Origin of the sequence: Pedococcus dokdonensis (assembly GCF_900104525.1) — a bacterium.
Taxonomy (GTDB): Bacteria; Actinomycetota; Actinomycetes; order Actinomycetales; family Dermatophilaceae; genus Pedococcus; species Pedococcus dokdonensis.
Map to the genome: position 1 here is coordinate 1,101,946 of NZ_LT629711.1, position 23,668 is coordinate 1,125,613.

The 23,668-nt window shown below is 69.9% G+C and carries 22 protein-coding genes; 10 read left to right on the forward strand and 12 right to left on the reverse strand.

Annotated elements, in window-relative coordinates:
• Window positions 1–10 precede the first annotated feature (10 nt).
• The 5 genes from BLQ34_RS05390 to BLQ34_RS05410 form a co-directional block, all read right to left on the reverse strand.
• Window positions 11–727, reverse strand: coding sequence for a TSUP family transporter (locus BLQ34_RS05390; RefSeq protein WP_157692909.1), 717 nt, complete (start codon window positions 725–727; stop codon window positions 11–13).
• Window positions 727–1,512, reverse strand: a complete 786-nt coding sequence (locus BLQ34_RS05395) for a sulfite exporter TauE/SafE family protein (protein ID WP_091782540.1) — start codon at window positions 1,510–1,512, stop codon at window positions 727–729. Before BLQ34_RS05395 ends, BLQ34_RS05390 begins: the two co-directional genes overlap by 1 nt.
• 395 nt (window positions 1,513–1,907) lie before the next feature.
• Window positions 1,908–3,101, reverse strand: a complete 1,194-nt coding sequence (locus tag BLQ34_RS05400) for an SPFH domain-containing protein (RefSeq protein ID WP_091789332.1) — start codon at window positions 3,099–3,101, stop codon at window positions 1,908–1,910.
• A gap of 12 nt (window positions 3,102–3,113) precedes the next feature.
• The gene (locus BLQ34_RS05405; protein ID WP_091782543.1) at window positions 3,114–3,581 is read right to left on the reverse strand and encodes an NfeD family protein; all 468 of its coding nucleotides are present in this window, start codon (window positions 3,579–3,581) and stop codon (window positions 3,114–3,116) included.
• Window positions 3,582–3,612: 31 nt separating this feature from the next.
• A complete protein-coding gene (locus BLQ34_RS05410) occupies window positions 3,613–4,431 on the reverse strand; it encodes an ABC transporter ATP-binding protein (RefSeq protein ID WP_091782546.1) in 819 nt (272 codons plus the stop codon).
• 32 nt (window positions 4,432–4,463) lie between these two features.
• On the opposite strand from BLQ34_RS05410, the gene BLQ34_RS05415 reads away from it, so the two are divergent.
• Window positions 4,464–5,231 (forward strand): hypothetical protein, encoded by a 768-nt coding sequence (locus tag BLQ34_RS05415; protein WP_091782549.1) that lies wholly within the window; start codon window positions 4,464–4,466, stop codon window positions 5,229–5,231.
• A 24-nt stretch (window positions 5,232–5,255) separates the two neighbouring features.
• Window positions 5,256–6,965 carry an FAD-dependent oxidoreductase gene (locus BLQ34_RS05420; protein WP_091782552.1) on the forward strand — a complete coding sequence of 570 codons (1,710 nt, stop codon included), beginning with the start codon at window positions 5,256–5,258 and terminating at the stop codon, window positions 6,963–6,965.
• A 13-nt stretch (window positions 6,966–6,978) separates the two neighbouring features.
• On the opposite strand, the gene glgA is transcribed toward BLQ34_RS05420, so the two are convergent.
• On the reverse strand, window positions 6,979–8,178 hold the full coding sequence (gene glgA, locus BLQ34_RS05425; protein ID WP_091782555.1) for a glycogen synthase: 1,200 nt from the start codon (window positions 8,176–8,178) through the stop codon (window positions 6,979–6,981).
• A 62-nt stretch (window positions 8,179–8,240) separates the two neighbouring features.
• On the opposite strand from glgA, the gene glgC reads away from it, so the two are divergent.
• Together glgC and BLQ34_RS05435 are read left to right on the forward strand one after the other, a co-directional pair.
• Window positions 8,241–9,494 (forward strand): glucose-1-phosphate adenylyltransferase, encoded by a 1,254-nt coding sequence (gene glgC / locus BLQ34_RS05430; RefSeq protein ID WP_091782558.1) that lies wholly within the window; start codon window positions 8,241–8,243, stop codon window positions 9,492–9,494.
• On the forward strand, window positions 9,491–10,303 hold the full coding sequence (locus BLQ34_RS05435; RefSeq protein WP_091782561.1) for an LLM class F420-dependent oxidoreductase: 813 nt from the start codon (window positions 9,491–9,493) through the stop codon (window positions 10,301–10,303). Before glgC ends, BLQ34_RS05435 begins: the two co-directional genes overlap by 4 nt.
• 614 nt (window positions 10,304–10,917) lie before the next feature.
• On the opposite strand, the gene BLQ34_RS05445 is transcribed toward BLQ34_RS05435, so the two are convergent.
• Window positions 10,918–11,271, reverse strand: a complete 354-nt coding sequence (locus BLQ34_RS05445) for a hypothetical protein (RefSeq protein ID WP_157692910.1) — start codon at window positions 11,269–11,271, stop codon at window positions 10,918–10,920.
• 373 nt (window positions 11,272–11,644) lie between these two features.
• Here BLQ34_RS05445 and BLQ34_RS05450 point away from each other — a divergent pair, with 373 nt between their 5' ends.
• Entirely contained in the window at window positions 11,645–11,947 is a 303-nt protein-coding gene (locus BLQ34_RS05450) for an ACT domain-containing protein (protein ID WP_231961457.1), read from the forward strand.
• Between the two features lie 277 nt (window positions 11,948–12,224).
• Here BLQ34_RS05450 and BLQ34_RS05460 read toward each other — a convergent pair whose 3' ends face one another.
• Window positions 12,225–12,656, reverse strand: coding sequence for a hypothetical protein (locus tag BLQ34_RS05460; RefSeq protein WP_091782576.1), 432 nt, complete (start codon window positions 12,654–12,656; stop codon window positions 12,225–12,227).
• Between the two features lie 392 nt (window positions 12,657–13,048).
• On the opposite strand from BLQ34_RS05460, the gene serB reads away from it, so the two are divergent.
• The 3 genes from serB (at window position 13,049) to cphA (ending at window position 18,051) form a co-directional block, all read left to right on the forward strand.
• Entirely contained in the window at window positions 13,049–14,278 is a 1,230-nt protein-coding gene (gene serB, locus BLQ34_RS05465; protein WP_091782578.1) for a phosphoserine phosphatase SerB, read from the forward strand.
• Window positions 14,279–14,287: 9 nt separating this feature from the next.
• On the forward strand, window positions 14,288–15,148 hold the full coding sequence (locus BLQ34_RS05470) for a cyanophycinase (RefSeq protein WP_091782580.1): 861 nt from the start codon (window positions 14,288–14,290) through the stop codon (window positions 15,146–15,148).
• A 92-nt stretch (window positions 15,149–15,240) separates the two neighbouring features.
• A complete protein-coding gene (gene cphA, locus BLQ34_RS05475) occupies window positions 15,241–18,051 on the forward strand; it encodes a cyanophycin synthetase (protein WP_231961458.1) in 2,811 nt (936 codons plus the stop codon).
• Window positions 18,052–18,124: 73 nt separating this feature from the next.
• On the opposite strand, the gene BLQ34_RS05480 is transcribed toward cphA, so the two are convergent.
• The 3 genes from BLQ34_RS05480 to fabG all read right to left on the reverse strand — a co-directional run bounded on the left by BLQ34_RS05480 (window position 18,125) and on the right by fabG (window position 21,930).
• The gene (locus BLQ34_RS05480) at window positions 18,125–20,344 is read right to left on the reverse strand and encodes a tetratricopeptide repeat protein (RefSeq protein WP_091782583.1); all 2,220 of its coding nucleotides are present in this window, start codon (window positions 20,342–20,344) and stop codon (window positions 18,125–18,127) included.
• 41 nt (window positions 20,345–20,385) lie between these two features.
• Window positions 20,386–21,144: an enoyl-ACP reductase FabI gene (gene fabI, locus BLQ34_RS05485; RefSeq protein WP_091782587.1), complete on the reverse strand. Its 759-nt coding sequence runs from the start codon at window positions 21,142–21,144 to the stop codon at window positions 20,386–20,388.
• Between the two features lie 75 nt (window positions 21,145–21,219).
• A complete protein-coding gene (gene fabG, locus BLQ34_RS05490; protein ID WP_091782590.1) occupies window positions 21,220–21,930 on the reverse strand; it encodes a 3-oxoacyl-[acyl-carrier-protein] reductase in 711 nt (236 codons plus the stop codon).
• Between the two features lie 121 nt (window positions 21,931–22,051).
• On the opposite strand from fabG, the gene BLQ34_RS05495 reads away from it, so the two are divergent.
• Together BLQ34_RS05495 and BLQ34_RS05500 are read left to right on the forward strand one after the other, a co-directional pair.
• On the forward strand, window positions 22,052–22,372 hold the full coding sequence (locus BLQ34_RS05495; protein ID WP_231961459.1) for a DUF3099 domain-containing protein: 321 nt from the start codon (window positions 22,052–22,054) through the stop codon (window positions 22,370–22,372).
• Window positions 22,372–22,590: a hypothetical protein gene (locus BLQ34_RS05500; RefSeq protein ID WP_091782596.1), complete on the forward strand. Its 219-nt coding sequence runs from the start codon at window positions 22,372–22,374 to the stop codon at window positions 22,588–22,590. The genes BLQ34_RS05495 and BLQ34_RS05500 overlap by 1 nt, the downstream gene beginning before the upstream one ends.
• Here the strand turns inward: BLQ34_RS05500 and moaA are convergent, their stop codons facing one another.
• Complete coding sequence (gene moaA, locus BLQ34_RS05505) at window positions 22,591–23,637, reverse strand: GTP 3',8-cyclase MoaA (protein ID WP_091782599.1); 1,047 nt, start codon at window positions 23,635–23,637, stop codon at window positions 22,591–22,593. It lies immediately after the preceding gene.
• Window positions 23,638–23,668 lie beyond the last annotated feature (31 nt).

Genomic DNA, 23,668 nt, shown 5'->3' on the forward strand with positions numbered 1-23,668 from the left:
GGCGAGCAGGCTAGACGACGGCCCGGACGATGACACTGACGCTGGCCACGACACAGAACACCAGCACCGCCTTGCGGAGCCGCTCGCGGTCGAGCCGCGCCCGGGCGGGTGCGGCGACGGCATACCCGATCCCGATGAAGGGCACCCAGACCAAGCCGGCCACGAGCTGGTCGCGGGTGAACTCCCCCGCGATCGCGAGCCCCGTCACGGCCATGAGCGCCCCGACGAGGAAGAACGCGGAGAGCGTGGCCCGGACCCGGGTCGGGCGTTCGTGCTGCAGCACCAGCGCGAAGAACGGCCCGCCGATCGACGCCGCCGTGCCTGAGAAGCCAGCAACCGCCCCGGCCGCGGCAGAGCTCAGTGGGGTGGGTCGCAGATCGAGCGCGGACACGGAGGCGGCGACGGTGAGCAGGATGAGCAGACCGGTCACCACAGAGAGGGCCCGCACCGAGAGGAGCGCGACCGCTGCCACACCCAGCGGGGTCACGAGCATCCGCGCCGCCAGGGCCCAGCCGAGGGGACGCCACGCGATGTCTCGAGGGCCGTGCACAAGCTGCACCACGGGCAGCGAGAAGCTCGTCACCAGCAGGGCACCCGGCATCAGCTCGGGGGTGAACACGACGATGAACGGGGCGGCCACCACGGCCATGCCGAACCCGATCGAGGACTGCACGAAGGCGCCCACCAGCAGCGCTGCCCCGAGGAGCAGGACGGGGGTCCACTCCACTAGCTGAACCAGACGATCTTGACGATGCCCACGATCCCGATGCAGACGATGAGCCCGCGCAGCACGATCGGCGGCAGTCGGCGGCCCACGGTCGAGCCGACCACGCCGCCGAGCAGTGAACCCACCGCGATCAGCAGCACGACCCACCAGTCGATCAGGTCGTGCCCGACGACGACGAAGACGAGCGCCGCGACGGTGTTGACCACCAGGGCCAGCACGTTCTTGTAGCCGTTGAGCCGCTGCAACGGCTCGCTGCTGAGGACGCTCAACACCCCCATGAGGATGACGCCCTGGGCCGCCCCGAAGTAGCCGCCGTAGACCCCGGCCACGAAGACCGAGGTCATCAGCAGGATGGCGGTGGCGCCGCCTCGATGCACCGGGTGCACCTCGTCCTCGCCACGTCGCGCCACCGCGCGTCGCTGGATCGTCGGCCCGAACACGACCAGCAGCACGCCGACCGTGATGAGCACCGGCACGATCGCCGTGAACGCTGACGCGGGCAGCACACGGAGCAGGACGGCCCCGGTGATTCCGCCGGCCAAGGACATCGGGACCAGGCGACGGATCGCCGGCCCGGCCCCCTTGAGCTCGTGCCGGTAGCCCCACGACCCGGTCACTCCCCCACCGACCAGGCCGATGTTGTTCGACATGTTGGCGGTGAGCGGCGAGTAGCCGAAGAACAGCAGCGTCGGGAACGTGATCAGCGTGCCCGAACCCACGACGGTGTTGATGGTGCCTGCCGCCAGCCCGGCGAGGAAGACGCCGAGGGCTTCGAGGAAGGACACCCTCGCCACCCTAGCGACGCCGCAAGACCCCACCAGCCGCAGGTGTGCCGCTCAGCGCATCGATCCCGCCATCGGGGACTGAAGGTTCAGGTGCCCGATGACATCGAGCAACCCAATCCCGGGTCAGGACGGGCTAGATCCCTCGCCGGCACGCCGAGCCGCCGCACCTACCCGTGTGGACACCCGTCTCGGCTCGGCGAGGTCGCGCCAGGTCAGGCGCACCACCTCGTTCAGCGAGTCGACCGGTCAGGGCCTGTGAATCCACGGATCCGCAACCGCGGAATGCACCGATACCTACAGCCCCATTCCCGGGTTTCAGGCGCAACCGCCCGCCGGATGCAGGTATGCCGCCCGCGCGGGGTGCGCGGGCGGCATACCTGGGGGTGCGGTGTGGGTCAGGCCGGCGGGCGAGGACCCGGGTCGGGCTGGTCGGGGTCCATCGGACCGGGCTGCACGGGAGGCGGCTGCACGGAGGGCGCGCTCGGCGGGGCCGGTGGCTCGAACTCGGGCACGGCGTCGGCCGACGGCTGCACCGGTGGCTGGACCCGCTGGACGGGGGCCGCGTGCTCGGTGGCCTCCTGACTGGCCTTGCCGGCCATGCCCCGCGCCTCGGCAAGGGCCTGCGCCGGGTCCTCGAGAACCGTCTCCTCGAACACGTCGGACGCGTCGCCCGGGTCGACCCACTCGTCGTCGCCACCGCCGTCGGGACCGCCGCGCTTGTCGGGGGCACCCAGCGCGCCGCCGATCCCGCGCAGGGCGTCGGTCAGCTCGCTCGGGATGATCCACATCTTGTTGGAGTCTCCCCGCGCGATCTGGGGCAGCACCTGGAGGTACTGGTAGGCCAGCAGCTTCTGGGTGGGCTTGCCGCGGTGGATCGCATCGAACACCTGCTGGATGGCTCGCGCCTGACCCTGGGCCTCCAGGATGCGGGCCTGCGCCGAACCCTCGGCTCGCAGGATCTGGCTCTGCTTCTCACCCTCGGCTGTGAGGATCGCGGACTGCTTGGTGCCCTCGGCGTTCAGGATCTGGGCACGCCGCTCCCGCTCGGCCTTCATCTGCTTCTCCATCGACTCCTGGATGGACATCGGCGGGTCGATGGCCTTGAGCTCGACGCGGTTGACGCGGATTCCCCACTTGCCGGTCGCCTCGTCGAGGACACCGCGCAGCTGGGCGTTGATCTGGTCGCGGCTGGTCAGGGTCTGCTCGAGGTCGAGCGAGCCGATCACGTTGCGGAGCGTGGTGACGGTGAGCTGCTCGATGCCCTGGATGAAGTTGGCGATCTCGTAGACCGCGGACTTCGCGTCGATGACCGAGTAGTAGATGACCGTGTCGATGTTGACGACGAGGTTGTCGCTGGTGATCACGGGCTGGGGCGGGAAGGACACGACCTGCTCACGGAGGTCGACGTTGGCGCGGACCTTGTCGACGAAGGGCACCAGGAAGTGGATGCCTCCCTCGAGGGTGCGCGAGTAGCGTCCGAGCCGCTCGATGATCAGGGCCGTCTGCTGGGGCACGATGCGGACCGTGCGGAAGAGCACGATCAGCGCAAAGGCGACCAGGATCAGCAGGACGATGAAGCCTGCTCCGATGCCGTCCACGTTCTACTCCGTTTTCTGACCCGCCGTGACGCCGGTGACGATCACGGTGGCCCCCTCGATTGATACAACCCGGACCTCTTGGCCGGGCTGGCACGTGACATCCCCCTGCGGGATGCGGGCGGACCAGGTCTCGCCGCCCACCTTGACGCGACCGTCGGTCGCCGTGACTGACTGGAGCACGCGGCCGGTGCGGCCGACGAGCCCGGAGGCACCGATGCCGTGACTGGCCTCGGCGACCATGAACCTGCGCGTGATCACCGGGCGCACCAGGAGCAGCAGGAGCCCTGCCACGACGACGGCGATCACGACCTGGGCCGGGAACGACACCCCGACGGCCGAGGAGGCGGCGCCCGCGGCGGCGCCCCCGGCGAGCATGAGGAACACGAAGTCGACGGTGGCGGCCTCGATGGCCGCCAGGATCAGTGCCAGTCCCAGCCAGGCAAGCCACGGGTTGTCGGCGAACCAGTCCATGACGCCCCTCCCTCTCAGTGGTTCAGCAACTCTAGGACGATTGGGGAGGTGCCGACGTTCCTTCGGCCACCTTGAGGCGGGCCGTCCACCGGTCGCCGCGCCGCTCCAGCTCCAGCGGCATCCCGAACGTCTCGGACAGGTTGGCCTCGGTGAGGGTGATCTCGACCGGCCCCTGCGCCACGATCCGACCCTCGCGCAGCAGCAGGACGTCGGTGAAGTGCGGCGGGATCTCCTCGACGTGGTGGGTGACCAGGACCAGCGCGGGCGCCTCCACGTCGGCGGCCAGGATGCCCAGGCGTCGCACGAGGTCCTCGCGACCACCGAGGTCGAGTCCGGCTGCGGGTTCGTCGAGGAGCATCAGCTCGGGGTCGGTCATCAGCGCGCGGGCGATCTGGACGCGCTTGCGCTCGCCCTCGGAGAGGGTGCCGTAGGTGCGGTCGGCCAGGTGGTCGGCGCCCAGCGCCTCGAGGAGCTCCGAGGCGCGTGCGTGGTCGAAGGTCTCGTAGCTCTCTCGCCACCGGCCGACCACGCCGTAGGAGGCGGTCACGACGACGTTGTGGACGACCTCGTCGAAGGGGATCCGCTCCGCCAGGGCAGCCGACGCCAGTCCGATGCGGGGCCGGAGCTCGAACACGTCAACCGCGCCCAACACCTCGCCCAGCACGCCTGCCACACCCCGCGTGGGGTGCATCCGCCCTGCCGCCAGCTGGAGCAACGTGGTCTTGCCCGCGCCGTTGGGCCCGAGGATCACCCACCGCTGGCCCTCCTCGACCTCCCAGGAGACGTCGTCGAGCAGGGTCGCCTGACCCCGGACGACGCTCACTCCCGCGAACTCAAGGACGTCACTCATGGCACCGGACCCTATCGGCTTAGCATGACGGGATGCCCGAACTCCCTGCGTCCGTGCGGCTTTCGCTGTGGACCACGCACGCCTGGGCGTCGGGCTCCCCGGTGGAGGACGCGATCGCCCGCGCCCTGCCAGACATCGACCACGTGTCCGGCGACCTCGACCGCCTGGCGCTGTGGCGGGAGCTCGGGGAGCAGGCCCTGCTCGTCGCCCTCCCCGCACCCGGAGACCTGGTCGGCGTCCCGGGCGGGTCGGCGCAGGCCCAGGGCGCGGCGGCGGTCGGTGGTGAGTGCGTCTTCGTGCCCGGCCTCGGAGGGATGCTCGTGCCGACCGTGTCGACGTTCGGGTCGGGCACGGAGGGCGGACTGGACCTGGGCACCCGGGTCGACTGGACGGCATACGACGCGCAGCCGGTGCCCCGGCACCGCGTGGAGGCCCTGGAGCCGTCGCAGCTGGAGCGGCACCTGCGTGACGAGATCCGCACGGCGACCGAGGCGATCGACGCAGTCGGGGGCCAGCCGTTCGGGGCCACGGCGGCCAGGGAGCTCGCCGACGCCGCGATGGGCGGCCGGTGGGGGCTGCCCACCGGGCTGCCGGGACGCGCCGCGCGGGTGATCTCGCTGGCCGGCACCATCAGCACCGTGGTCGACGTCGCACTGGACGCCGGGGACGGCGCCCTGACCGCGACGGAGGCGGGTGTGCGCCACCGGTTGCTGCTGCGGCTCCAGCGCGCCTCGGACCGTGCCCTGGCCGACGCCACCAACGCCGCGTGCGCGGTGCTCGCGGGGTGGCGACCGGAGTAGGCCGGCGAACTAGACTCGGACGACATGGCGGACCCCGCAATCATCCTGGTGTCTGAGCACCACGCCGACACCCTGCTCGACGAGTTCCGGAGCCGGTACGACCGCGACTACGACCTGCGCACCGCCCGGTCGTGCGCCGAGGCCGAGTCGGTGGCCAAGCAGGTGGCCGAGGCAGGTGACCACGTCGCGCTCTTCGTCACGGACTCCCGGCTCCCCGACGTCGAGAGCGTGCACCTGGCGTTCCACCGCTGGAGGCTCGTCGTGCCGACGGCCCGACGCGTGGTCGCCGCCCACTGGGACTACTTCCTCGCCGACGGCCCGGGGCTGCGGGCGGGCATGGCGAAGGGGAAGTACGACGCCTACCTGCTGATGCCGCGCGGAAGGCGTGACGAGGAGTTCCACAACGCGATCACCGACCTGCTGTCCGACTGGACGTCGACAGTGCCGCAGCCCGAGGTGGTCAGCGCCAAGGTCATCTCCCCCACGCACGACGCCCTGACCATGGCGATCCGCGACTTCCTCGACCGGATGGGCATGCAGAACCGGCTCTGGCACCCCGACACCCCCGAGCTCCAGGGCTACCTCGCCGGGATCCGGGAGGAGCTCGGCGTCGAGGAGCTCCGGTGGCCGGTCGTCACGGCGGCCAACCGCCCGCCGATCCAGGCGACCAGCGTCCGTGACGTCGCGATCGCGGTCAATGGCGCACCCCGCAGCTTCGAGATCGACGAGGTCGTCGACCTGGCCATCGTCGGCGCCGGACCCGCGGGCCTCGCAGCGGCGGTCTACGGAGCGTCCGAGGGGCTGTCCGTGCTGGTCCTCGAGGCCGAGGCGGTCGGCGGGCAGGCTGGCACCAGCTCGATGATCCGCAACTACCTCGGCTTCCCGCGCGGCATCTCCGGCATGCGCCTGGCCCAGCGGGCCCGCAACCAGGCCCTGCGCTTCGGCACCGAGTTCCAGACCGGCTGGGAGGTCACCGGGCTCGAGGCCGGGGACGAGCTGACACCGCACCTGCTGCACACCGACGGTGGCGACGTGCGGGCCCGGACGGTCCTGGTCTCCAGCGGCGTCGCCTACCGCAAGCTCGGCGTGCCCTCGATCGAGGCGCTCGTCGGCGCGGGGGTCAACTACGGCGCCGCGATGACCGCAGCCCGTGAGATGGAGGGCAACGAAGTCGTCGTCGTCGGCGGCGGGAACTCCGCCGGCCAGGCCGCCCTGCACCTCGCCCGCTTCGCCAGCAAGGTCTCCATCGTCGTGCGCCGACAGGGACTCGAGGAGACGATGTCGCGCTACCTCATCGACGAGATCTCCTACAACGAGCGGATCACCGTGCGCCCGTGCACCCGCGTCGTCGACGGAGGCGGCGAGGGGCAGCTCGAGTGGGTGACCCTGGAGGACACCACCAGCGGCGCGCGCACCACCGAACCGGCCCGGGGGCTGTTCCTGCTGCTGGGTGCCGAGCCACGGTGCGACTGGCTGCCTCCGCAGCTCGCCCGCGACAAGCACAGCTTCATCCTGACCGGGCGCGACGTCCCCCGGGACAAGTGGGTCGACGGCTCTCCGCCTGCGAACCTGGCGACGACGGTGCCGGGCATCTTCGCTGCCGGGGACATCAGGGCGGGGTCGATGAAGCGGGTCGCGGCGGCCAGCGGAGAGGGTGCGTCCGTCGTCCCGCTGGTGCACGCCTACCTCGCGCCCGCTCCCGAGGACGAGGTGGTGCCCGCGCCGGTCTCCTGACCGCGCGGCCGGCTCAGCCGTGACGCCCGACGACGTCCTGGTAGACCTCCATGGTGCGGTCGCCGATGGTGGCCCACGAGAACGCGTCGACGGCGCGGGTGCGCCCAGCCTGCCCCATCGCTGCGGCCCGGTCGGTGTCGCTGACCGCGTCGTTGAGCGCGTGCGCCAGGTCGGCGACGAACCTGTCGGCGTCGAGGGGTATGCCGCTGCCGTCCTGGACCTGCTCGATCGGCACCAACCAGCCGGTCTCCCCGTCCACGACGACCTCGGGTATGCCGCCGGTCGCGGTGGCGACCACGGGGACCTCGCAGGCCATCGCCTCGAGGTTCACGATGCCGAGCGGCTCGTAGATCGAGGGGCAGGCGAACACCGTGGCCGCCGACAACAGCGCCACCACCTCGGCGCGGGGCAGCATCTCGGGGATCCACACGACGCCCTGACGAGTGGCCCGCAGCTCCTGCATCAGGCCCTCGACCTCGGCCATGATCTCCGGGGTGTCCGGCGAGCCGGCGCACAGCACGAGCTGGACGTCGGGAGGCAGCTGCGCGGCCGCCCGCAGGAGGTACGGAAGGCCCTTCTGGCGGGTGATCCGGCCGACGAAGATCACGGACCTGCCGTCGGGGTCGACGCCGTGCCGGCGCACCGTGTCCGCGTCCTCGTGGCGTTGCCAGAGCTGGGAGTCGATGCCGTTGTGGACGACCTTGACCCGGTCGGGGTCGATGCTCGGGTAGCTGCGCAGCACGTCCTGGCGCATCCCCTCGCTGACCGCGATGACGGCGGCGGCTGCCTCGTAGGCGGTGCGCTCGACGAAGGACGAGACGCGGTAGCCGCCACCCAGCTGCTCGGCCTTCCACGGCCGCATCGGCTCGAGGCTGTGCGCGCTGACCACGTGCGGCATGCCGCCCAGCAGCGACGCGACGTGCCCGGCGAAGTTGGCGTACCAGGTGTGCGAGTGGACCAGGTCTGCTCCCTCGCAGTCGCCGGCCATCGCGAGGTCGACGCCCATCGTGCGCACGGCCGCGTTCGCGGACGCGAGGTCCGGCAGGTCGGCATACCCGGTCGTGCCCTCCTCGACCACCGGCACACCGAACGCCCGCACGCGGGCGTCGACGTCGCCACGGTCGCGCAGCGCGCGCACGAGCTCGGCGACGTGGACTCCGGCCCCGCCGTAGATGTTCGGCGGGTACTCCTTGGTCAGGATGTCGACTCTCACGTTCGTGAGATTAGTGCGGTGGTGGGGTCGCCGCGAGGGCGCGCATTGCCTAGGTTGGGCCCATGGCGTACGGATCCGGTGGACCGAAAGTGCTGGCGATCGTCCTGGCGGGCGGCGAGGGCAAGCGCCTGATGCCACTCACCGCCGACCGCGCGAAGCCCGCGGTGCCGTTCGGTGGCATCTACCGGCTGATCGACTTCGCGCTCAGCAACATCGTCAACTCGGGCTACCGGCAGATCGTCGTGCTGACCCAGTACAAGTCGCACAGCCTCGACCGGCACGTCACCAAGACCTGGCGGATGTCGACGATGCTCGGCAACTACGTGACACCCGTGCCGGCTCAGCAGCGGGTCGACAAGAACTGGTACCTCGGGTCCGCCAACGCGATCTTCCAGAGCCTCAACCTGGTCCACGACGAGAAGCCCGACATCGTCGTCGTCGTGGGTGCCGACCACGTCTACCGGATGGACTTCTCGCAGATGGTCCAGCAGCACATCGAGACCGGCGCGGGCGTGACCGTGGCCGCGATCCGGCAGCCGATCTCGCTCGCCGACCAGTTCGGTGTCATCGAGGTGGACGACGACGACCGACGCAAGATCGGCGCCTTCCGTGAGAAGCCCAAGGACGCCAAGGGGCTGCCGGACTCGCCCGACGAGGTGCTCGCGTCGATGGGCAACTACGTCTTCGACGCCGACGTCCTGGTCGACGCGGTGACCCGGGACAACGACCGCGAGGGCAGCAAGCACGACATGGGGGGCGACATCGTCCCCGACTTCGTGACCAACGGTGAGGGCTACGTCTACGACTTCAAGGACAACGTCATCCCCGGGGCCACCGAGCGCGACCAGGCCTACTGGCGCGACGTCGGGACGATGGACTCCTACTGGGAGGCCCACATGGACCTCGTGTCGATCCACCCGGTCTTCAACCTCTACAACTACGACTGGCCGATCTACACCGACTACGGGCCGTACCCGCCCGCCAAGCTGGTGCACGGCTTCGGCGGCAAGTTCGGCGAGGCGCACAACTCCGCGGTCTCCCCCGGTGTCGTGATCTCGGGGGCCACCGTGACCAACTCTGTGCTGTCGCCGCGCTGCCACATCCACAGCGCCACCACGATCGACGACAGCGTCCTGCTCGACGACGTCGAGGTCGGCCGCGGCTGCACCATCAAGCGGGCCATCATCGACAAGGGGGTGCGCGTGCCGGAGAACACCACCATCGGGGTCGACGCCGACCAGGACCGGGCTCGCGGCTTCATGGTCACCGAGTCGGGCCTGACCGTCATCGCCAAGTTCCAGGAGGTCACTGCGTGAGCGAGCGTCCCATCCGGATCGGGGTCCAGCTCCAACCGCAGCACGCGGAGTACGCGGCGATCCGTCGCGCCGCTGCCGAGGCCGAGGAGATCGGTGTCGACATCGTCTTCAACTGGGACCACTTCTATCCGTTGTACGGCGACCCGCTCGGGGCGCACTTCGAGTGCTGGACCATGCTCGGCGCCTGGGCCGAGGCCACGTCACGCGTCGAGATCGGCGCCCTGGTGACCTGCAACAGCTACCGCAAGCCGCAGCTGCTGGCCGACATGGCGCGAACCGTCGACCACATCAGCGACGGCCGGCTGATCCTCGGGATCGGCTCCGGATGGTTCGAGAAGGACTACGACGAGTACGGCTACGAGTTCGGCAGCGCCGGCGGCCGGCTGGACAAGCTCGCGCACGACCTGCCGCTGATCAAGTCGCGCTGGGCCAAGCTGAACCCCCCACCCACGCGCGACATCCCGGTCCTGATCGGTGGTGGTGGCGAACGCAAGACGCTCAAGATCGTGGCCGAGCACGCGACCATCTGGCACGGCTTCGGCACCCCGGACACGATCGCCCACAAGCACGCCGTCCTCGACGAGTGGTGCGCGAAGGTCGGCCGCGACCCAGCCGAGATCGAGCGCTCGTCCGGCGTCTCCCCCAAGCCCGGTCGCCTGCCCGAGGACGTCAAGGACTACGCCGCCGGAGCCGAGGACCTGTATGCCGTCGGCACGCGCCTGTTCACCGTCGGCATCGGGGGCCCCAGGTACGACCTCGGGCCGATCCGCGACCTCGTCGCCTGGCGCGACTCACGGACGAACGACTGACCCTTCCCGACTGACGCGCCGCCACGCCACAGCCCTTGCCCCGGCATCGCCGAGAAGCGTGCCAAGCAGTCCTGATGCTGCCAGGCGCGTGTATTGATCAGTCAGGAACCACAACCGAGGATGCATGCGGCCTGTACGCCGATCGCAGAAACCGGTAGCCACCTCTGCGCACCGCTCGCGAACAGGCCACAACGGCACCGAGCAAGACGAGAGCCACGCTTGCAACCACGATCATCCTTCCCCTTTGCGTTGTCGCGTCCGATGGAGGTGCTGGATCAAGTCAGGATGCGGTCGGTGGCAACGAAGCTCCCGAGGAGCGACAGCGCCGTCAGTGGGAAGCCAAGCGATGCCGGAATCCCGCCGTCAATCGTGTGGACATACAGCGCCTTCACGGCCCCACCCTGGGCTCCCTTTGTCGCCGCCGGCCTCGGATCACACGCGCACCCAATACCAACGTCCTCACGACGACCCACCCGATCGCAAGCGTCAGGATCTCGCGGACTCCAGCCGGGTCATGATCCAGAATCAGTGGGATGAGGACGGCGAGGGTGAGGATGACGACGAGTACAAACGCTTCCTTGACCAAGACTGAGCGCGTTGGCATGGCGTCTCCCTCACGACCTGCAGGTCTTGTAGTACGAATCGTAGGCTGGCAAGGAGGCCGCTCCACCCGAGGCCGGAATGCGTGCCTTGTAGCACTTCTTCAGCCTGATGGCTGTATTCACCGTGTTCTTGACGTCGTCCTTGACCAGCAGATAGACGGCTCCACACGTGATCTTGGCAGTGGCCGTCGGAACAAAACCGCACAGCAAACCAGGGATCTGGCTCGAGTTGGTGTCCATGGCGTTCTTGAGGCGCCACGTTTCGGACCAAGACATCTCTACGTAGTAGACCGGCGAGTAGTACCACCAACCCGTCGCGATCCATGGGTCCACGATGATGGGGTACGCAGCTCCCTTGGTGTTCACGATCTGGTGCAACGAGCGACCTCGGATCTCGTAGTGGGTCGGCTAGTGCCGTCCCGTGGAGTCGATGGCCCAAGGTGCTGCCACGGAGCCTTGGCTGACTCCAACCTCATCGTTAATCTCAATCGATGTCAGTGCGCGATCCACGTCCACCTCCCTTGGGCTCTCGGTCGGGCCCGTTCACGGAACATATATGCCTGGTTACTCCTCAGGGTGTGACTGAATGTGACTACACGGGACTGGCTAGATGTATACCGAGACTTTACCTTAGCGCGTGCTCAGGGGGTGCCGTCCGACGACAGGCGAGAGCGCTGGTCGCGGGTCGGATGTCGAGACTGACGACGGGTTGCCAAACCGCCGTCGAGACTGTGGCGCGGTGCCCGACGTGACCGCGCAGACGCTCCTCGTGACCATCTCCGGTGAGGACCGTCCGGGCGTCACCAGCACGTTCTTCGACGCCATCGCCGACGTCGGCGCCGAGGTCCTCGACCTCGAGCAGGTCGTGGTCCGCGGCCACCTGACCCGGGCCACGCTGCTCTCGGCCGGCGAGTCACACGAGCGTCTGCGCAGCGTGCTGATCTCGGTCGGCCACGACCTCGACCTCAAGGTGAAGATCAAGTCGGGCACGGGCGACAGCCGACGCCGGCGCAGCGGCCGGGCCGCCGTCAGCACGAGCTGAACACCCAAGCGATCGGCAATAAAAGCGGCACGACGATGAGCAGCGTGACTAGCTCGAACAAGGTCACCTATCGAACAGCCGCCTGTCCTTGCCGGCCTCCAGAACCGCACGCCGCTGTGACCGAGCCTGGTCACGACGCCGCGAGGGCCGATAGAGGACGAGAGTCAGGAGCACGGCCACCACCTCGCCGAGCCATAGTCGTCCAGACGCCTCCCACACGCCAACGCCGACGATTATCGAGGCGAGCAGCGCAGCCCCTGACACCATTGCTTTCACCCTAGCCCGTGCAGTTCCGCATGGCGACGGCTCGCCATCCCGCGACGGAGGGCAGGATCCGCTTCTGGTAGCAGGTGGATGTGGACGCGCCGTCGCGCCAAAGCGAGGCGATGGCGTTCAGTATCGACTTTGCCGACGGAACGCCGACCAGCGAACAGATCATCCGGGCCACCGTCCCCGCGTACCCGGGGACTTTGCCGAGCGCCGTGCACGTGTAGACGTAGCCCAGTCCCCCAGACCCAAGCAGCGCCGACGCGACGGCCTTCGCCTCGGCACCCGTCACATTCAGATAGACGCCCCACCCGTACGTCAGGCGGAGGTAGTCGTCCGCGTAGCTGTCACCCAGTGCGTCACCAGTGACTTCTCGCCCCGCGTAGCCTTCGGTGAGATTCGGCTCGGGCACAAGCTCGATCAGCGGTCCGTCCGGGGTCATGACGGGCCTGTCACCCCCATCCCCGGCTGCTGCCGAGGCTTGTGTGACCCTCACACCTCACCTTGGACCGCCTGAGCCGGTTCGGCCTGACCTAGCGGGACTGCGCCCGTCGTCACAACGAGCAACGCACCTACGATCAATCGTCTCATTGAGATCTTCCCCCGTGTTTCCTCAAGACTGGTCGGGCTGCGACACCGTTGTCCGCAGAATCAGCAACGTAGGAAGAGATGACTTCCTAGCCGAGTGACTGAGCGTGACTGACCAGATCTATACCGAACATTTACCTTCGAGCGTGCTCAGCGGCTGCCATCACCAGGCGCGGGAAGTCGGGTCATGGGTCGGATCGCGAGACTCACACCAGCCGCGCGAAGCGCCGTCGATAGTGTGGCGCGGTGCCCGACGTGACCGCGCAGACACTCCTCGTGACCATCTCCGGTGAGGACCGTCCGGGCGTCACCAGCACGTTCTTCGACGCCATCGCCGACGTCGGCGCCGAGGTCCTCGACCTCGAGCAGGTCGTGGTCCGCGGCCACCTGACCCTGGCCATGCTGCTCTCGGCCGGCGAGTCACACGAGCGTCTGCGCAGCGTGCTGATCTCGGTCGGCCACGACCTCGACCTCAAGGTGAAGATCAAGTCGGGCACGGGCGACAGCCGACGCCGGCGCAGCGGCCGGGCCGCGGTCGTCGTCCTCGGCTCGCCCCTGCGCGCGAGCGGGGTGGCCGCCATCACGGCGCGGATCGCATCGCACGGCGCCAACATCGACCGCATCCGGCGCCTCTCGCGCTACCCCGTCACGACCGTCGAGTTCGACGTGTCAGGCGCCGATGTCGACCGGCTGCGCCGCGAGCTCGCGATGGAGTCGAGCGTGCACGGGCTCGACATCGCGGTGGCGGCAGGCGGCCTCGCCCGCCGCGGCCGTCGGCTCGTGGTGATGGATGTCGACTCGACCCTCATCCAGGACGAGGTGATCGAGCTGCTCGCGAGCCATGCCGGTCGCGAGGCCGAGGTCGCAGCGGTCACGGCCGCCGCGATGCGGGGTGAGCTCGACTTCGCCGAGAGCCTTCGCGAGCGGGTAGCCGCGCTCGAGGGGCTTCCGGTGTCCGTGCTCGACGACGTCCGCCAGGCGGTCCAGTTCACCCCCGGCGCCCGCACCCTCGTCCGCACCCTGAAGCGCCTGGGGTTCACCGTGGCGATCGTCTCCGGGGGCTTCATCGAGGTCGTCGAGGACCTCGCTCGCGAGCTCGACATCGACCACGCCCACGCCAACCGCCTCGAGGTGCGCGACGGCATACTCACCGGGCGCCTCGTCGGGGACATCGTGGACCGGGCGGGCAAGGCCCAGGCGCTGCGCCGGTTCGCCGCCGAGGCGGGTCTCCCGCTGTCGCGCACGGTCGCCATCGGCGACGGGGCCAACGACCTCGACATGCTCGAGGCGGCTGGCCTCGGGGTGGCCTTCAACGCCAAGCCGGTCGTGCGCGAACAGGCCGACACGGCGGTCAACGTGCCCTACCTCGACGCGGTGCTCTACCTGCTCGGCATCACCCGTGAGGAGATCGAGGAGGCGGACGAGGCGGACGGCACGCCGACCCCCGCTCCGCCGATTCCCACGCCTGACTCCTAGGCTGACCCAATGGCACCAAAGCAGGGCCGCACGGTCCCCACCCTGTTCATCATCGGCGGAGCAGAGGACCGGGTCGGCAAGGCCACCGTGCTGCGTCGCTTCGTGCGACTGGCGGGCGGCAAGCGCTCCAGGATCGTGCTCATCCCCACCGCTTCCTCGTTCGAGAACGAGGTCGTGGAGTCCTACCGCGAGGTGTTCGCCCGGCTCGGCGCCCCCGAGATCGCCGTGGTCGACCCACCCAGTCGCAGCTCGGCACACGACCCCGAGCTCGTCGCGTTGCTCGACCAGGCGACCGGCATCTTCATGAGTGGCGGCAGCCAGCTCAAGCTCAGCCAGCGCTTCCCCGGCACGCCACTCGGAGACGCCCTCAAGCGGGCCCACGACAACGGCACCGTCATCGGAGGCACGTCGGCGGGTGCCTCGATCATGAGCCAGTTCATGATCTCGATGGGCGACGAGGGCGTGACCCCACGCCAGCGGTACGGCCAGCTGACCGCGGGTCTCGGGCTGATCGACGGCGTGATCATCGACCAGCACTTCGCCCAGCGGTCCCGCTACGGCCGGCTCATGGCGATGGTGGCCGCCTCCCCCAACCTGATCGGTGTGGGGATCGACGAGGACACGGCGATCGAGGTGCGCGACCGGCGCTACTTCACCGTCCACGGCAGCGGTGTCGCATTCGTCCTGGACTGTCGCAGTGCCGAGTCCGACGCACCCGACGCGCGCCGAGGTGCGCCGCTCATGGTGTCGGGCGCGGTGGTGCACTCGCTGCCCGCAGGCGCTACGTTCGATCTCTCCGACGTCCGCCTCGTCGACTTCGTCGAGAAGCACCCCGATGTCGCGGTGGCCCTCGCGACGGCCAAGGCCTGACTGACCCACCGCCTCGCACTGCCCGACCCGCAAGGAGATCCCATGGCAGATCGCCCCACCCCCACCGGTCCAGCCGCCCCGAGCTCTCGATCGTGGAGTCGCGGGTCTACCGCGGCGGGAACGTCTGGTCCTACAGCCCGGCGATCCACCTGGTCGTCGACCTGGGCGTGCTGGAGGCGTACCCCACGGACACCCTCGACGGTTTCACCGACCGGCTCGTCGAGCTGCTGCCGAACCTCGAGAACCACACCTGCTCCCGCGGGGTGAAGGGCGGCTTCATCGAGCGGCTGCGAGAGGGCACCTGGCTGGGCCACGTCTCCGAGCACGTGGCGCTGCAGCTCCAGCAGGAAGCCGGTCACGACCTCCGCCGGGGCAAGACCCGTGCGGTCAAGGGACAGACCGGCCGTTACAACGTCATCTACGACTACCTCGACGAGGCGGTCGGCCTCGCCGCAGGCACGCTCGCGGTCAGGCTGGTCAACCACCTCGTCCAGGCCGAGGAGGGCTTCGACTTCTCCGAGGAGCTCGACCTCTTCCTGCGGCGGGCGCAGCGCACCGCGTTCGGCCCGTCCACGGGTGCCATCCTGGAGGAGGCCGTCTCGCGGGACATCCCCTACATCCGGCTCAACTCCGCCTCCCTGGTGCAGCTCGGCCAGGGCGTCCACGCCCAGCGCATCCGCGCCACGATGACGTCGAAGACCGGCGCCCTCGCCGTCGACATCGCCAGCGACAAGGACATGACGACCCGGCTGCTCGGCTCGGCCGGTCTGCCGGTCCCGAAGCAGGAGACCGTCCGCACCGCCGACGGTGCGGTGGCGGCAGCCAAGCGGATCGGTTACCCGGTCGTGGTCAAGCCGCTCGACGGCAACCACGGTCGTGGGGTGTGCCTCGACCTCACCGACGAGGATGCCGTCAGGGACAGCTTCGTCATCGCCGAGGGCGAGTCGCGGCGCGGCTACGTCATCGTCGAGTCCCACATCACCGGCCGCGACTACCGCTGCCTCATCGTGGGCGGACGGATGCAGGCGATCGCCGAGCGGGTGCCGGCCCACGTCATCGGTGACGGCACCCACACCGTGGCCGAGCTGGTGGAGATCACCAACGCCGACCCCCGCCGCGGCGTGGGCCACGAGAAGGTGCTGACCCGCATCAAGGTCGACGACGCGGCGACCGACCTGGTCCGCGACCAGGGCTTCGAGCTCGGCGACGTGCCGCCGAAGGACCAGATGGTCAAGCTCGCCCTGACCGGCAACATGTCGACTGGTGGCATCTCCGTCGACCGCACCTTCGACGCCCACCCCGACAACGTTGAGATCGCCGAGGAGGCGGCCCGCATGATCGGGCTCGACGTCGCCGGCATCGACTTCATCTGCCCCGACATCGCCTCCCCCGTCCGCGAGACCGGGGGCGCCATCTGCGAGGTGAACGCCGCCCCCGGGTTCCGCATGCACACCCACCCGACCGTCGGCGAACCGCAGTTCATCGCCAAGCCGGTGGTGGACCTGCTGTTCCCGCCCGGCTCGCCCTCGCGCGTGCCGATCGTCGCTGTCACCGGCACCAACGGCAAGACCACGACCTCGCGCATGATCGCCCACATCTTCAAGGGGATCGGCCACAAGGTCGGCATGACGTCGACCGACGGCATCGTGATCGACGAGCGGCTGGTCTACAAGGCCGACGCGTCCGGTCCGCGGTCAGCGCGGATGGTGCTGCAGAACCCGCGCGTCGACTTCGCCGTGATGGAGGTGGCCCGCGGTGGCATCCTCCGCGAGGGCCTCGGCTACGACCGCAACGACGTCGCCGTCGTCACCAACGTCGCCCCCGACCACCTCGGGATGAAGGGCATCGACACCCTTGCCCAGCTGGCCGACGTCAAGGCCGTCATCGTGGAAGCGGTGCCCCGCAACGGTTTTGCCGTCCTCAACGCCGACGACGACCTGGTCCGCAAAATGCGCCGACGCTGCTCGGGCGGGATCGTCTACTTCTCGTTGCAGGAGCCTGGCACCCCGATCCGCGAGTTCATCGACGACCACTGCCGACGTGGTGGACGGGCCGTCGTCCTCGAGAAGACCGACCGTGGCGACATGATCGTCATCAAGCACGGTCGTCGCTCGATGCAGCTCGCGTGGACCCACCTGTTGCCCTCGACCTTCGGTGGCACCGCCAAGTTCAACGTCGCCAACGCGATGGCTGCTGCCGGAGCGGCCTTCGCCGCGGGCGCCGGCCTGCACGAGATCCGCCAGGGCCTGCGCACGTTCACGACGTCCTACTACCTGTCCCCCGGTCGCATGAACCTCGTCAACGTGCACAACGTCGACGTGTTCGTCGACTACTGCCACAACGCGCCGGCCATGCGCGTGCTCGGCGAGTTCGTCGACGGGTATGCCGTGCAGAAGGCCGGTCAGTCCGACCTCGGCAAGATCTCCCGGATCGGCATGGTGTCGACCGCAGGTGACCGCCGGGACGACGACATGCGCGAGCTGGGTGCCGTGGCGGCCAAGCACTTCGACGTCATCGTCGTCCGCGAGGACACCCGCCTGCGCGGCCGCAAGGCCGGCGAGACGGCTGCCCTCATCGTCGAGGGCGCCAAGGGCGAGATCGGCAAGGAGGGCGTCCGCTGCCGGCAGGTGGAGACAGTGCTGAACGAAGTCGACGCCGTCCGACACTGCATGGCCCGCGCCAACCCCGGCGACATCGTCGTGCTCTGCGTCGACCAGCACGCCGAGGTGGTCGCCGAGCTCGAGCAGATGACGCAGCACGCCCAACCGGGTGCACACTCCGGCTCTGCGGCCGGTGTCGGCGACCCCGACCTCGACCCGGTCGAGATGCAGTCGGAGGCCCAGCAGTCCGGTGACGACGCCGCGGCAGCCGAGGCCACCGAGGTGGAGCCGGCCACCACCTGACGACCCGGCCTGCGTTCGCACGCAGGACTCACCGGGGCCTGACCCGGTTGGTCCTTCGAACCACGCAAGGACGTCAGCGGTCGCGCAGCTCCGCGGCATACGCCGACAGCGCCCGCTGGTAGGCAAGCGTGTCCTCGTCACCGGCGTGGTGCAGCAACACCTCGATGAGGTCGGCGACCGACGACTCGGCGTGCCCGCTGTCGACACCCGCCAGGGCACGAAAGGCCTCGACCGCCACGCTTCCGGGACGCTCGTTGCTCAGCTCGGTGAGCAGCGAGTAGGCGAGCTCGGGCTGACCGACGACCCGCAGACTGGACGCCAGCTGGATCCGCGCGCGGTGCCGCTGCGGCTCGCGCAGCCCCGCCGCGAGCGAGTCGCGGTAGAGCGGGATGGCCTCCTGCTCCTTGCCTGCCGCGTCGAAGGCGCTGGCCTGCTCGAAGACCAGCCTCGGGTCGCCGGGGCGCTGGCTGCGCAACCGGGCCGCCGCCTCGATCCGCTCGGCGTCGTCCTCGAGCTGCCACAGCTCGGCGATCTGCGCCTCGAACTCGTGCTCGCCCCGGGCCGCCACGACCTTGCGACGGATGTCCTCGGGGCTGTCGGAGGTCGCGCCCTGGTCAGCCAGCCAGGCGGCGACCTGCGAGCGCTCGGCGTGGCACATCAGCGCCACCACGTCGCCGTCCGCCGCGCCCGGCACGAGCGCCTGGAGACCCCCGAGCTCGGTCTCGTAGGAGTCGATGTCGGCCACCCCGGCGCGCGCCAGACCGGTCCGCAGGTGGGACTCGAGCTCTTCCATGGTGCGACCGCGCAGGTAGTGCGCCTTGTGGGCGGCGACGATCCGGTCGGCCCGCAGACCCGCCACCTCGCCTATCGACTCGAGGAGGTCGTCGGTGCGGTCGCCCGCCAGGCCGAGACCGAGATGCACCTGGCCCCCGGGCACCTTGAGCCCGTGGGCCACGTCCATCAGGGCCTCGAGCCCCGCCTCGTTGTGCGCCAGGTCGACGATCACGGTGATGGCCGAACCGTCGTCGCGCCGCAAGGTGTAGGTGTTCATCCGCCCGGGGTTCAGCTTGTCGTCGGGTGCGAAGGTGCGCAGCCCTTCCACGACGGCCGCACGAGGCAGCCCGAGGCCGAGGGCGGCGGCGGCTCCCGCCAACGCGTTGGCGATGTTGTGGTGTGACAGGCCGGAGAGGGTGGCCGGGACATCGAGGATGCTCACCAAGCGGTCCGGGTCCTGGCCGTTCTGGAGAACGGTGACCGAGCCGTCGAGCACGGTGATGGCCCGACCCCCGAGGTCGAGCGACTGCCGGATCGCCGGCGCGTCGGAGCGGAGCGTGAACACCCACGGCTTGCCCTTGATGCCCGTCCGCATCGCCCACACCCGCGGGTCCTCGCCGTTGAGGACCACCCAGCCCCCGGGACGCGTCGCCTTGGTGATGATCGCCTTGACCTCGGCCAGCTGGTCCACCGTGTCGATGCCCTGCAGCCCGAGGTGGTCGGCCGACACGTTGGTGACCACGCTGACGTCGTTGTGCGTGACGCCCATCCCCTTGAGCAGCATGCCGCCGCGCGCCGTCTCGAGGATGCCGAGCTGGACGCCCGGCGCCGTGAGGACGCCGCGGGCTCCGGCCGGACCGGAGTAGTCGCCCGCCTCGACCATCTCGCCCTGCACGACGATCCCGTCGGTGGACGACCAGGCGGTCCGCAGCCCGGCCGTCATGCCGATGTGGCCGAGCAGGCGGGTCGTCGTGGTCTTGCCGTTGGTGCCGGTGATCGAGGCGACCGGGATCTGCGGCTTGAGGATGGACGGCTTGTCACCGGGTTCGGTCTGCCCGACGACGCGTCCCTCCTGCTCGATCACGTCGTCGCCCTCCAGCCAGGCGAGCAGGACCGGGCCCACCCCGTGTCCGAGCGCGCGCGCCCGGGTACGACGGCGCCATACGAAGGCCATCACGACCGCCTCGGGCGTGCTGCCGGGACGGACCCGCACGCCCAGCCGGGTGGTGCCGCTCGCGGCGGCCAGCCGGCGCACGGCCCGCTCGACCAGCCGCATCACGAACCGTTGGCGCTGCTCGGTGCCGGGACCCCCGGGCCGGGCGCTGCGCATGCCCACCCGCGTCGCCAGCTGGCCCAGGACGTCCTCGGGAGCGGCCAGATAGCCCGGCAGCAGCAGGCTCACCTTGATCGCGGGCTTGGCGAAGTAGAGGTTGGGACCCTCCAGCACCCGCACCTCGGTCACCGTGACTGCGGCGGGGGCGGCGGGGTCGGGCTCGGCGACGGCGGGGGAAGTCGTCATGCGGCGAGCCTAGTGTCGGCAGCGCAGAGCGGCAGCGGCGGTCACTGCCCCATCGCGTGCACGCCACCGTCGACGTGGACGATCTCGCCCGTGGTGGCCGGGAACCAGTCGGACAGCAGCACCGCGCAGGCCTTGGCGGCCGGCACGGCGTCGTTGACGTCCCACCCGAGCGGCGCTCGCTCGTTCCAGGTCTCCTCGAAGGTCTGGAAGCCGGGGATCGACTTGGCCGCGGTCGTGCGGATCGGGCCGGCGGCCACGAGGTTGCACCGGACCCCCTTCGGCCCGAGGTCGCGGGCGAGGTAGCGGTTGGTCGACTCGAAGGCGGCCTTGGCCACGCCCATCCAGTCGTACACCGGCCAGGCGAACTTGGCATCGAAGGTGAGGCCGACGATGCTGCCGCCGTCCTTCATCATCGGCAGCGCGGCGACCCCGAGCGACTTCAGCGAGTAGGCCGAGGCATGCATGGCGGTCGACACGTCCTCGAAGGTGCCCTCGAGGAAGTTGAACGCGCCCTGCGGGGCGAAGCCAATCGAGTGCAGCACGCCGTCGAGCCCGTCGACGTGCTCGCCGAGCCGCTCGGCGAGACTGTCGAGGTCGTCCTGGTTGGTCACGTCGAGCTCGATCACCGGCGGGGTGGTCGGCAGCCGCTTGGCGATGGTCTGGGTGATCCTGAACGTGCGCCCGAACGACGTGAGCACCACCTCGGCGCCCTGTTCCTGCGCGATCTTCGCGACGTGGAAGGCGATCGAGGAGTCCATCAGGACGCCGGTGATCAGGAGCTTCTTGCCCTCGAGCAGCATGTCGGGTGGCCTTTCGTGGGGGTTCTGTCGTCAGGGGTCTGTCGTCGTGATGGCTGGGCGGCCGGGACGGCCGGGTCAGTGGCCCATGCCGAGGCCGCCGTCGACGGGGATCACCGCACCGGTGATGTATGCCGCGTCGTCGCCGGCGAGGAAGCGCACCGCTGCGGCGACCTCCTCGGGGCGGGCGAACCGGCCGGCCGGGATGCTGGCCTGGTAGGCCTTCTTGCGGTCCTCGGGCAGCTCGGCGGTCATGTCGGTCTCGATGAAGCCGGGCGCCACCACGTTGGCGGTGATGCCACGGCCGCCCAGCTCACGCGAGATCGAGCGGGCCAGGCCCACGAGACCCGACTTGCTGGCGGCGTAGTTCGTCTGGCCGGGCGAGCCGTAGAGACCGACCACGCTGGAGATGAAGATGATCCGGCCCCGGCGGCCCTTGATCATGCCCTTGACCGCGCGGCGGGCGCAGCGGAAGGCACCGGCCAGGTTGGTGTCGATGACGGTGTCGAAGTCCTCGTCGCTCATCCGCATCAGGAGGGTGTCCCGGGTGACGCCGGCGTTGGCGACGAGCACCTCGACGGAACCGCCCAACAGCTCTTCGGCCGCGGTGAACGCCTGGTCGACGGAGTCCGAGTCGGTCACCTCGCACTTCACCCCGCGCAGACCCTCGGGCGGCTCTCCCGAGCGGTAGGTGATCACGACGTTGTCGCCGGCTTCGGCCAGGGCGGTGGCGATGCTGAGACCGATGCCGCGGTTGCCGCCGGTGACCAGCACGTTGCGACCTGCCATGGATGTCCTCCGCGATTCTCGACGATGCGTCAGGGCCGGCGCACGCCGTGGCTGCGCCTCCGTCGCGACCTTATCGACTACCCATGGGTACACCGCATCCGAGGACGCTTATCGTGGACGGGTGACCCGTTCCCGACGCCACCACCACGACGAGCCCGTCGTGCAGTCGGTGACGTCCGTCCCCGAGTCCCTCGCCGACGAGCAGGCCGGCCGGATCCGCCGCTACCTCGTGACGATGGGCGTGCGCACGGTCTGCTTCCTCTTGTCCGTCGTGACCGCGACCAAGGGCGCCCCCTGGTGGGTGTGGGGCAGCTTCGCGGTCGCGGCGATCCTGCTCCCCTACATTGCCGTGGTCCTGGCCAACGCCGTGCGCCCGCGCACCCCGGGGTCGTCCGCGCCCGTCACGCCACGCGGTGACGGCCCCGACCAGATCGGTCGCTGATGGTGCCGCCGGACTCGCTGGTCTGCAGCGCCAAGGGCTGCCGCGACACCGCCACCTGGGCCCACCTGTGGAACAACCCCAAGCTGCACACCCCTGATCGGCGCAAGGTCTGGCTGGCCTGTGACGACCACCGCACGTCGCTGGGCGAGTTCCTGTCGGTGCGCGGGTTCCTGGTCGAGACGGTCGCCGCCGACGCCATCCCCGAGACCGCCGGCTGATCAGCCGCCGATGGCGGACATCGGGCGATCCGGTTGCACGAAGTCGGCCGAGCCGATGCCGTGCCCCGGCAGCTTGCGCCACATCTCGCCCTGCACCAGCGCGGCCAGCTCCTCGTCGCTCGCGCCTGCGCGCAACGGACCCAGCAGGTCGGTCTCCTTCTGGGAGAACAGGCAGTTGCGCACCTGGCCGTCCGCAGTGAGGCGGGTGCGGTCGCATGCTGCACAGAACGGCGCGCTCACGCTGGCGATGATGCCGACGGTGGTCGGTCCGCCGTTGACGAGGAAGAGCTCGGCCGGAGCGCTCCCCCGCTCCGCCGCCGGCAACGGCGTGAGCTCGAACCGCTCACTGAGGCGCTCACGGATCTCGTCGGCACCGATCATCGTCGAGGCGTCCCACCCGTGCTGCGCGTCGAGCGGCATCTGCTCGATGAACCTCAGCTCGTAGTCCCGGTCGAGGCACCACTGCAGGAGGTCGGCCACCGAGTGGTCGTTGATGCCGCGCATCGCGACGGCGTTGACCTTCACGGGGGTGAGCCCGGCCGCGGCAGCAGCCTTCAAGCCGAGCTCGACGTCGTGCAGCCGGTCGCGGCGGGTCAGGTCGGCGAACTCCTGCGGGTCGATCGTGTCGAGGCTGACGTTGACGCGGTCGAGCCCGGCATCGGCCAACGGCTGGGCGAGGCGGTCGAGACCGATGCCGTTGGTGGTCATGGCGATGCGCGGGCGCGGCTCGAGCTCCGACACCCGGCGCACGACGTCGACCAGGGACCGTCGCAGCAGCGGCTCTCCCCCGGTGAGCCGGATCTGCTGCACGCCGAGCCCGACGAAGATGCCGATCACCCGGACGAGCTCGTCGTCGGTCATCATCTCCGGCTTGGCCAGCCACGGCAGACCCTCGGCCGGCATGCAGTAGCGGCAGCGCAGGTTGCACCGGTCGGTGACCGAGACCCGCAGGTCGCGGGCCACCCGGCCGAGCTGGTCGGGCAGGCCGACCGTACCTGCTGGGGCGCGCGCGGCATCGCGCACGCTCGGGAAGGGTAGGCCGGTCATGACCCCTAGCCTAAGCCGGGTACCGTGATCC

Coding starts and splice junctions, on each gene's coding strand:
- BLQ34_RS05405 (WP_091782543.1), bottom strand. CDS start 3,581: ATGGACTGGTTCGCCGACAACCCGTGGCTTGCCTGGCTGGGACTGGCA.
- BLQ34_RS05410 (WP_091782546.1), bottom strand. CDS start 4,431: ATGAGTGACGTCCTTGAGTTCGCGGGAGTGAGCGTCGTCCGGGGTCAG.
- BLQ34_RS05415 (WP_091782549.1), top strand. CDS start 4,464: ATGCCCGAACTCCCTGCGTCCGTGCGGCTTTCGCTGTGGACCACGCAC.
- BLQ34_RS05420 (WP_091782552.1), top strand. CDS start 5,256: ATGGCGGACCCCGCAATCATCCTGGTGTCTGAGCACCACGCCGACACC.
- glgC (WP_091782558.1), top strand. CDS start 8,241: ATGGCGTACGGATCCGGTGGACCGAAAGTGCTGGCGATCGTCCTGGCG.
- BLQ34_RS05460 (WP_091782576.1), bottom strand. CDS start 12,656: ATGACCCCGGACGGACCGCTGATCGAGCTTGTGCCCGAGCCGAATCTC.
- BLQ34_RS05470 (WP_091782580.1), top strand. CDS start 14,288: ATGGCACCAAAGCAGGGCCGCACGGTCCCCACCCTGTTCATCATCGGC.
- BLQ34_RS05480 (WP_091782583.1), bottom strand. CDS start 20,344: ATGACGACTTCCCCCGCCGTCGCCGAGCCCGACCCCGCCGCCCCCGCC.
- fabI (WP_091782587.1), bottom strand. CDS start 21,144: ATGCTGCTCGAGGGCAAGAAGCTCCTGATCACCGGCGTCCTGATGGAC.
- fabG (WP_091782590.1), bottom strand. CDS start 21,930: ATGGCAGGTCGCAACGTGCTGGTCACCGGCGGCAACCGCGGCATCGGT.
- BLQ34_RS05500 (WP_091782596.1), top strand. CDS start 22,372: ATGGTGCCGCCGGACTCGCTGGTCTGCAGCGCCAAGGGCTGCCGCGAC.
- moaA (WP_091782599.1), bottom strand. CDS start 23,637: ATGACCGGCCTACCCTTCCCGAGCGTGCGCGATGCCGCGCGCGCCCCA.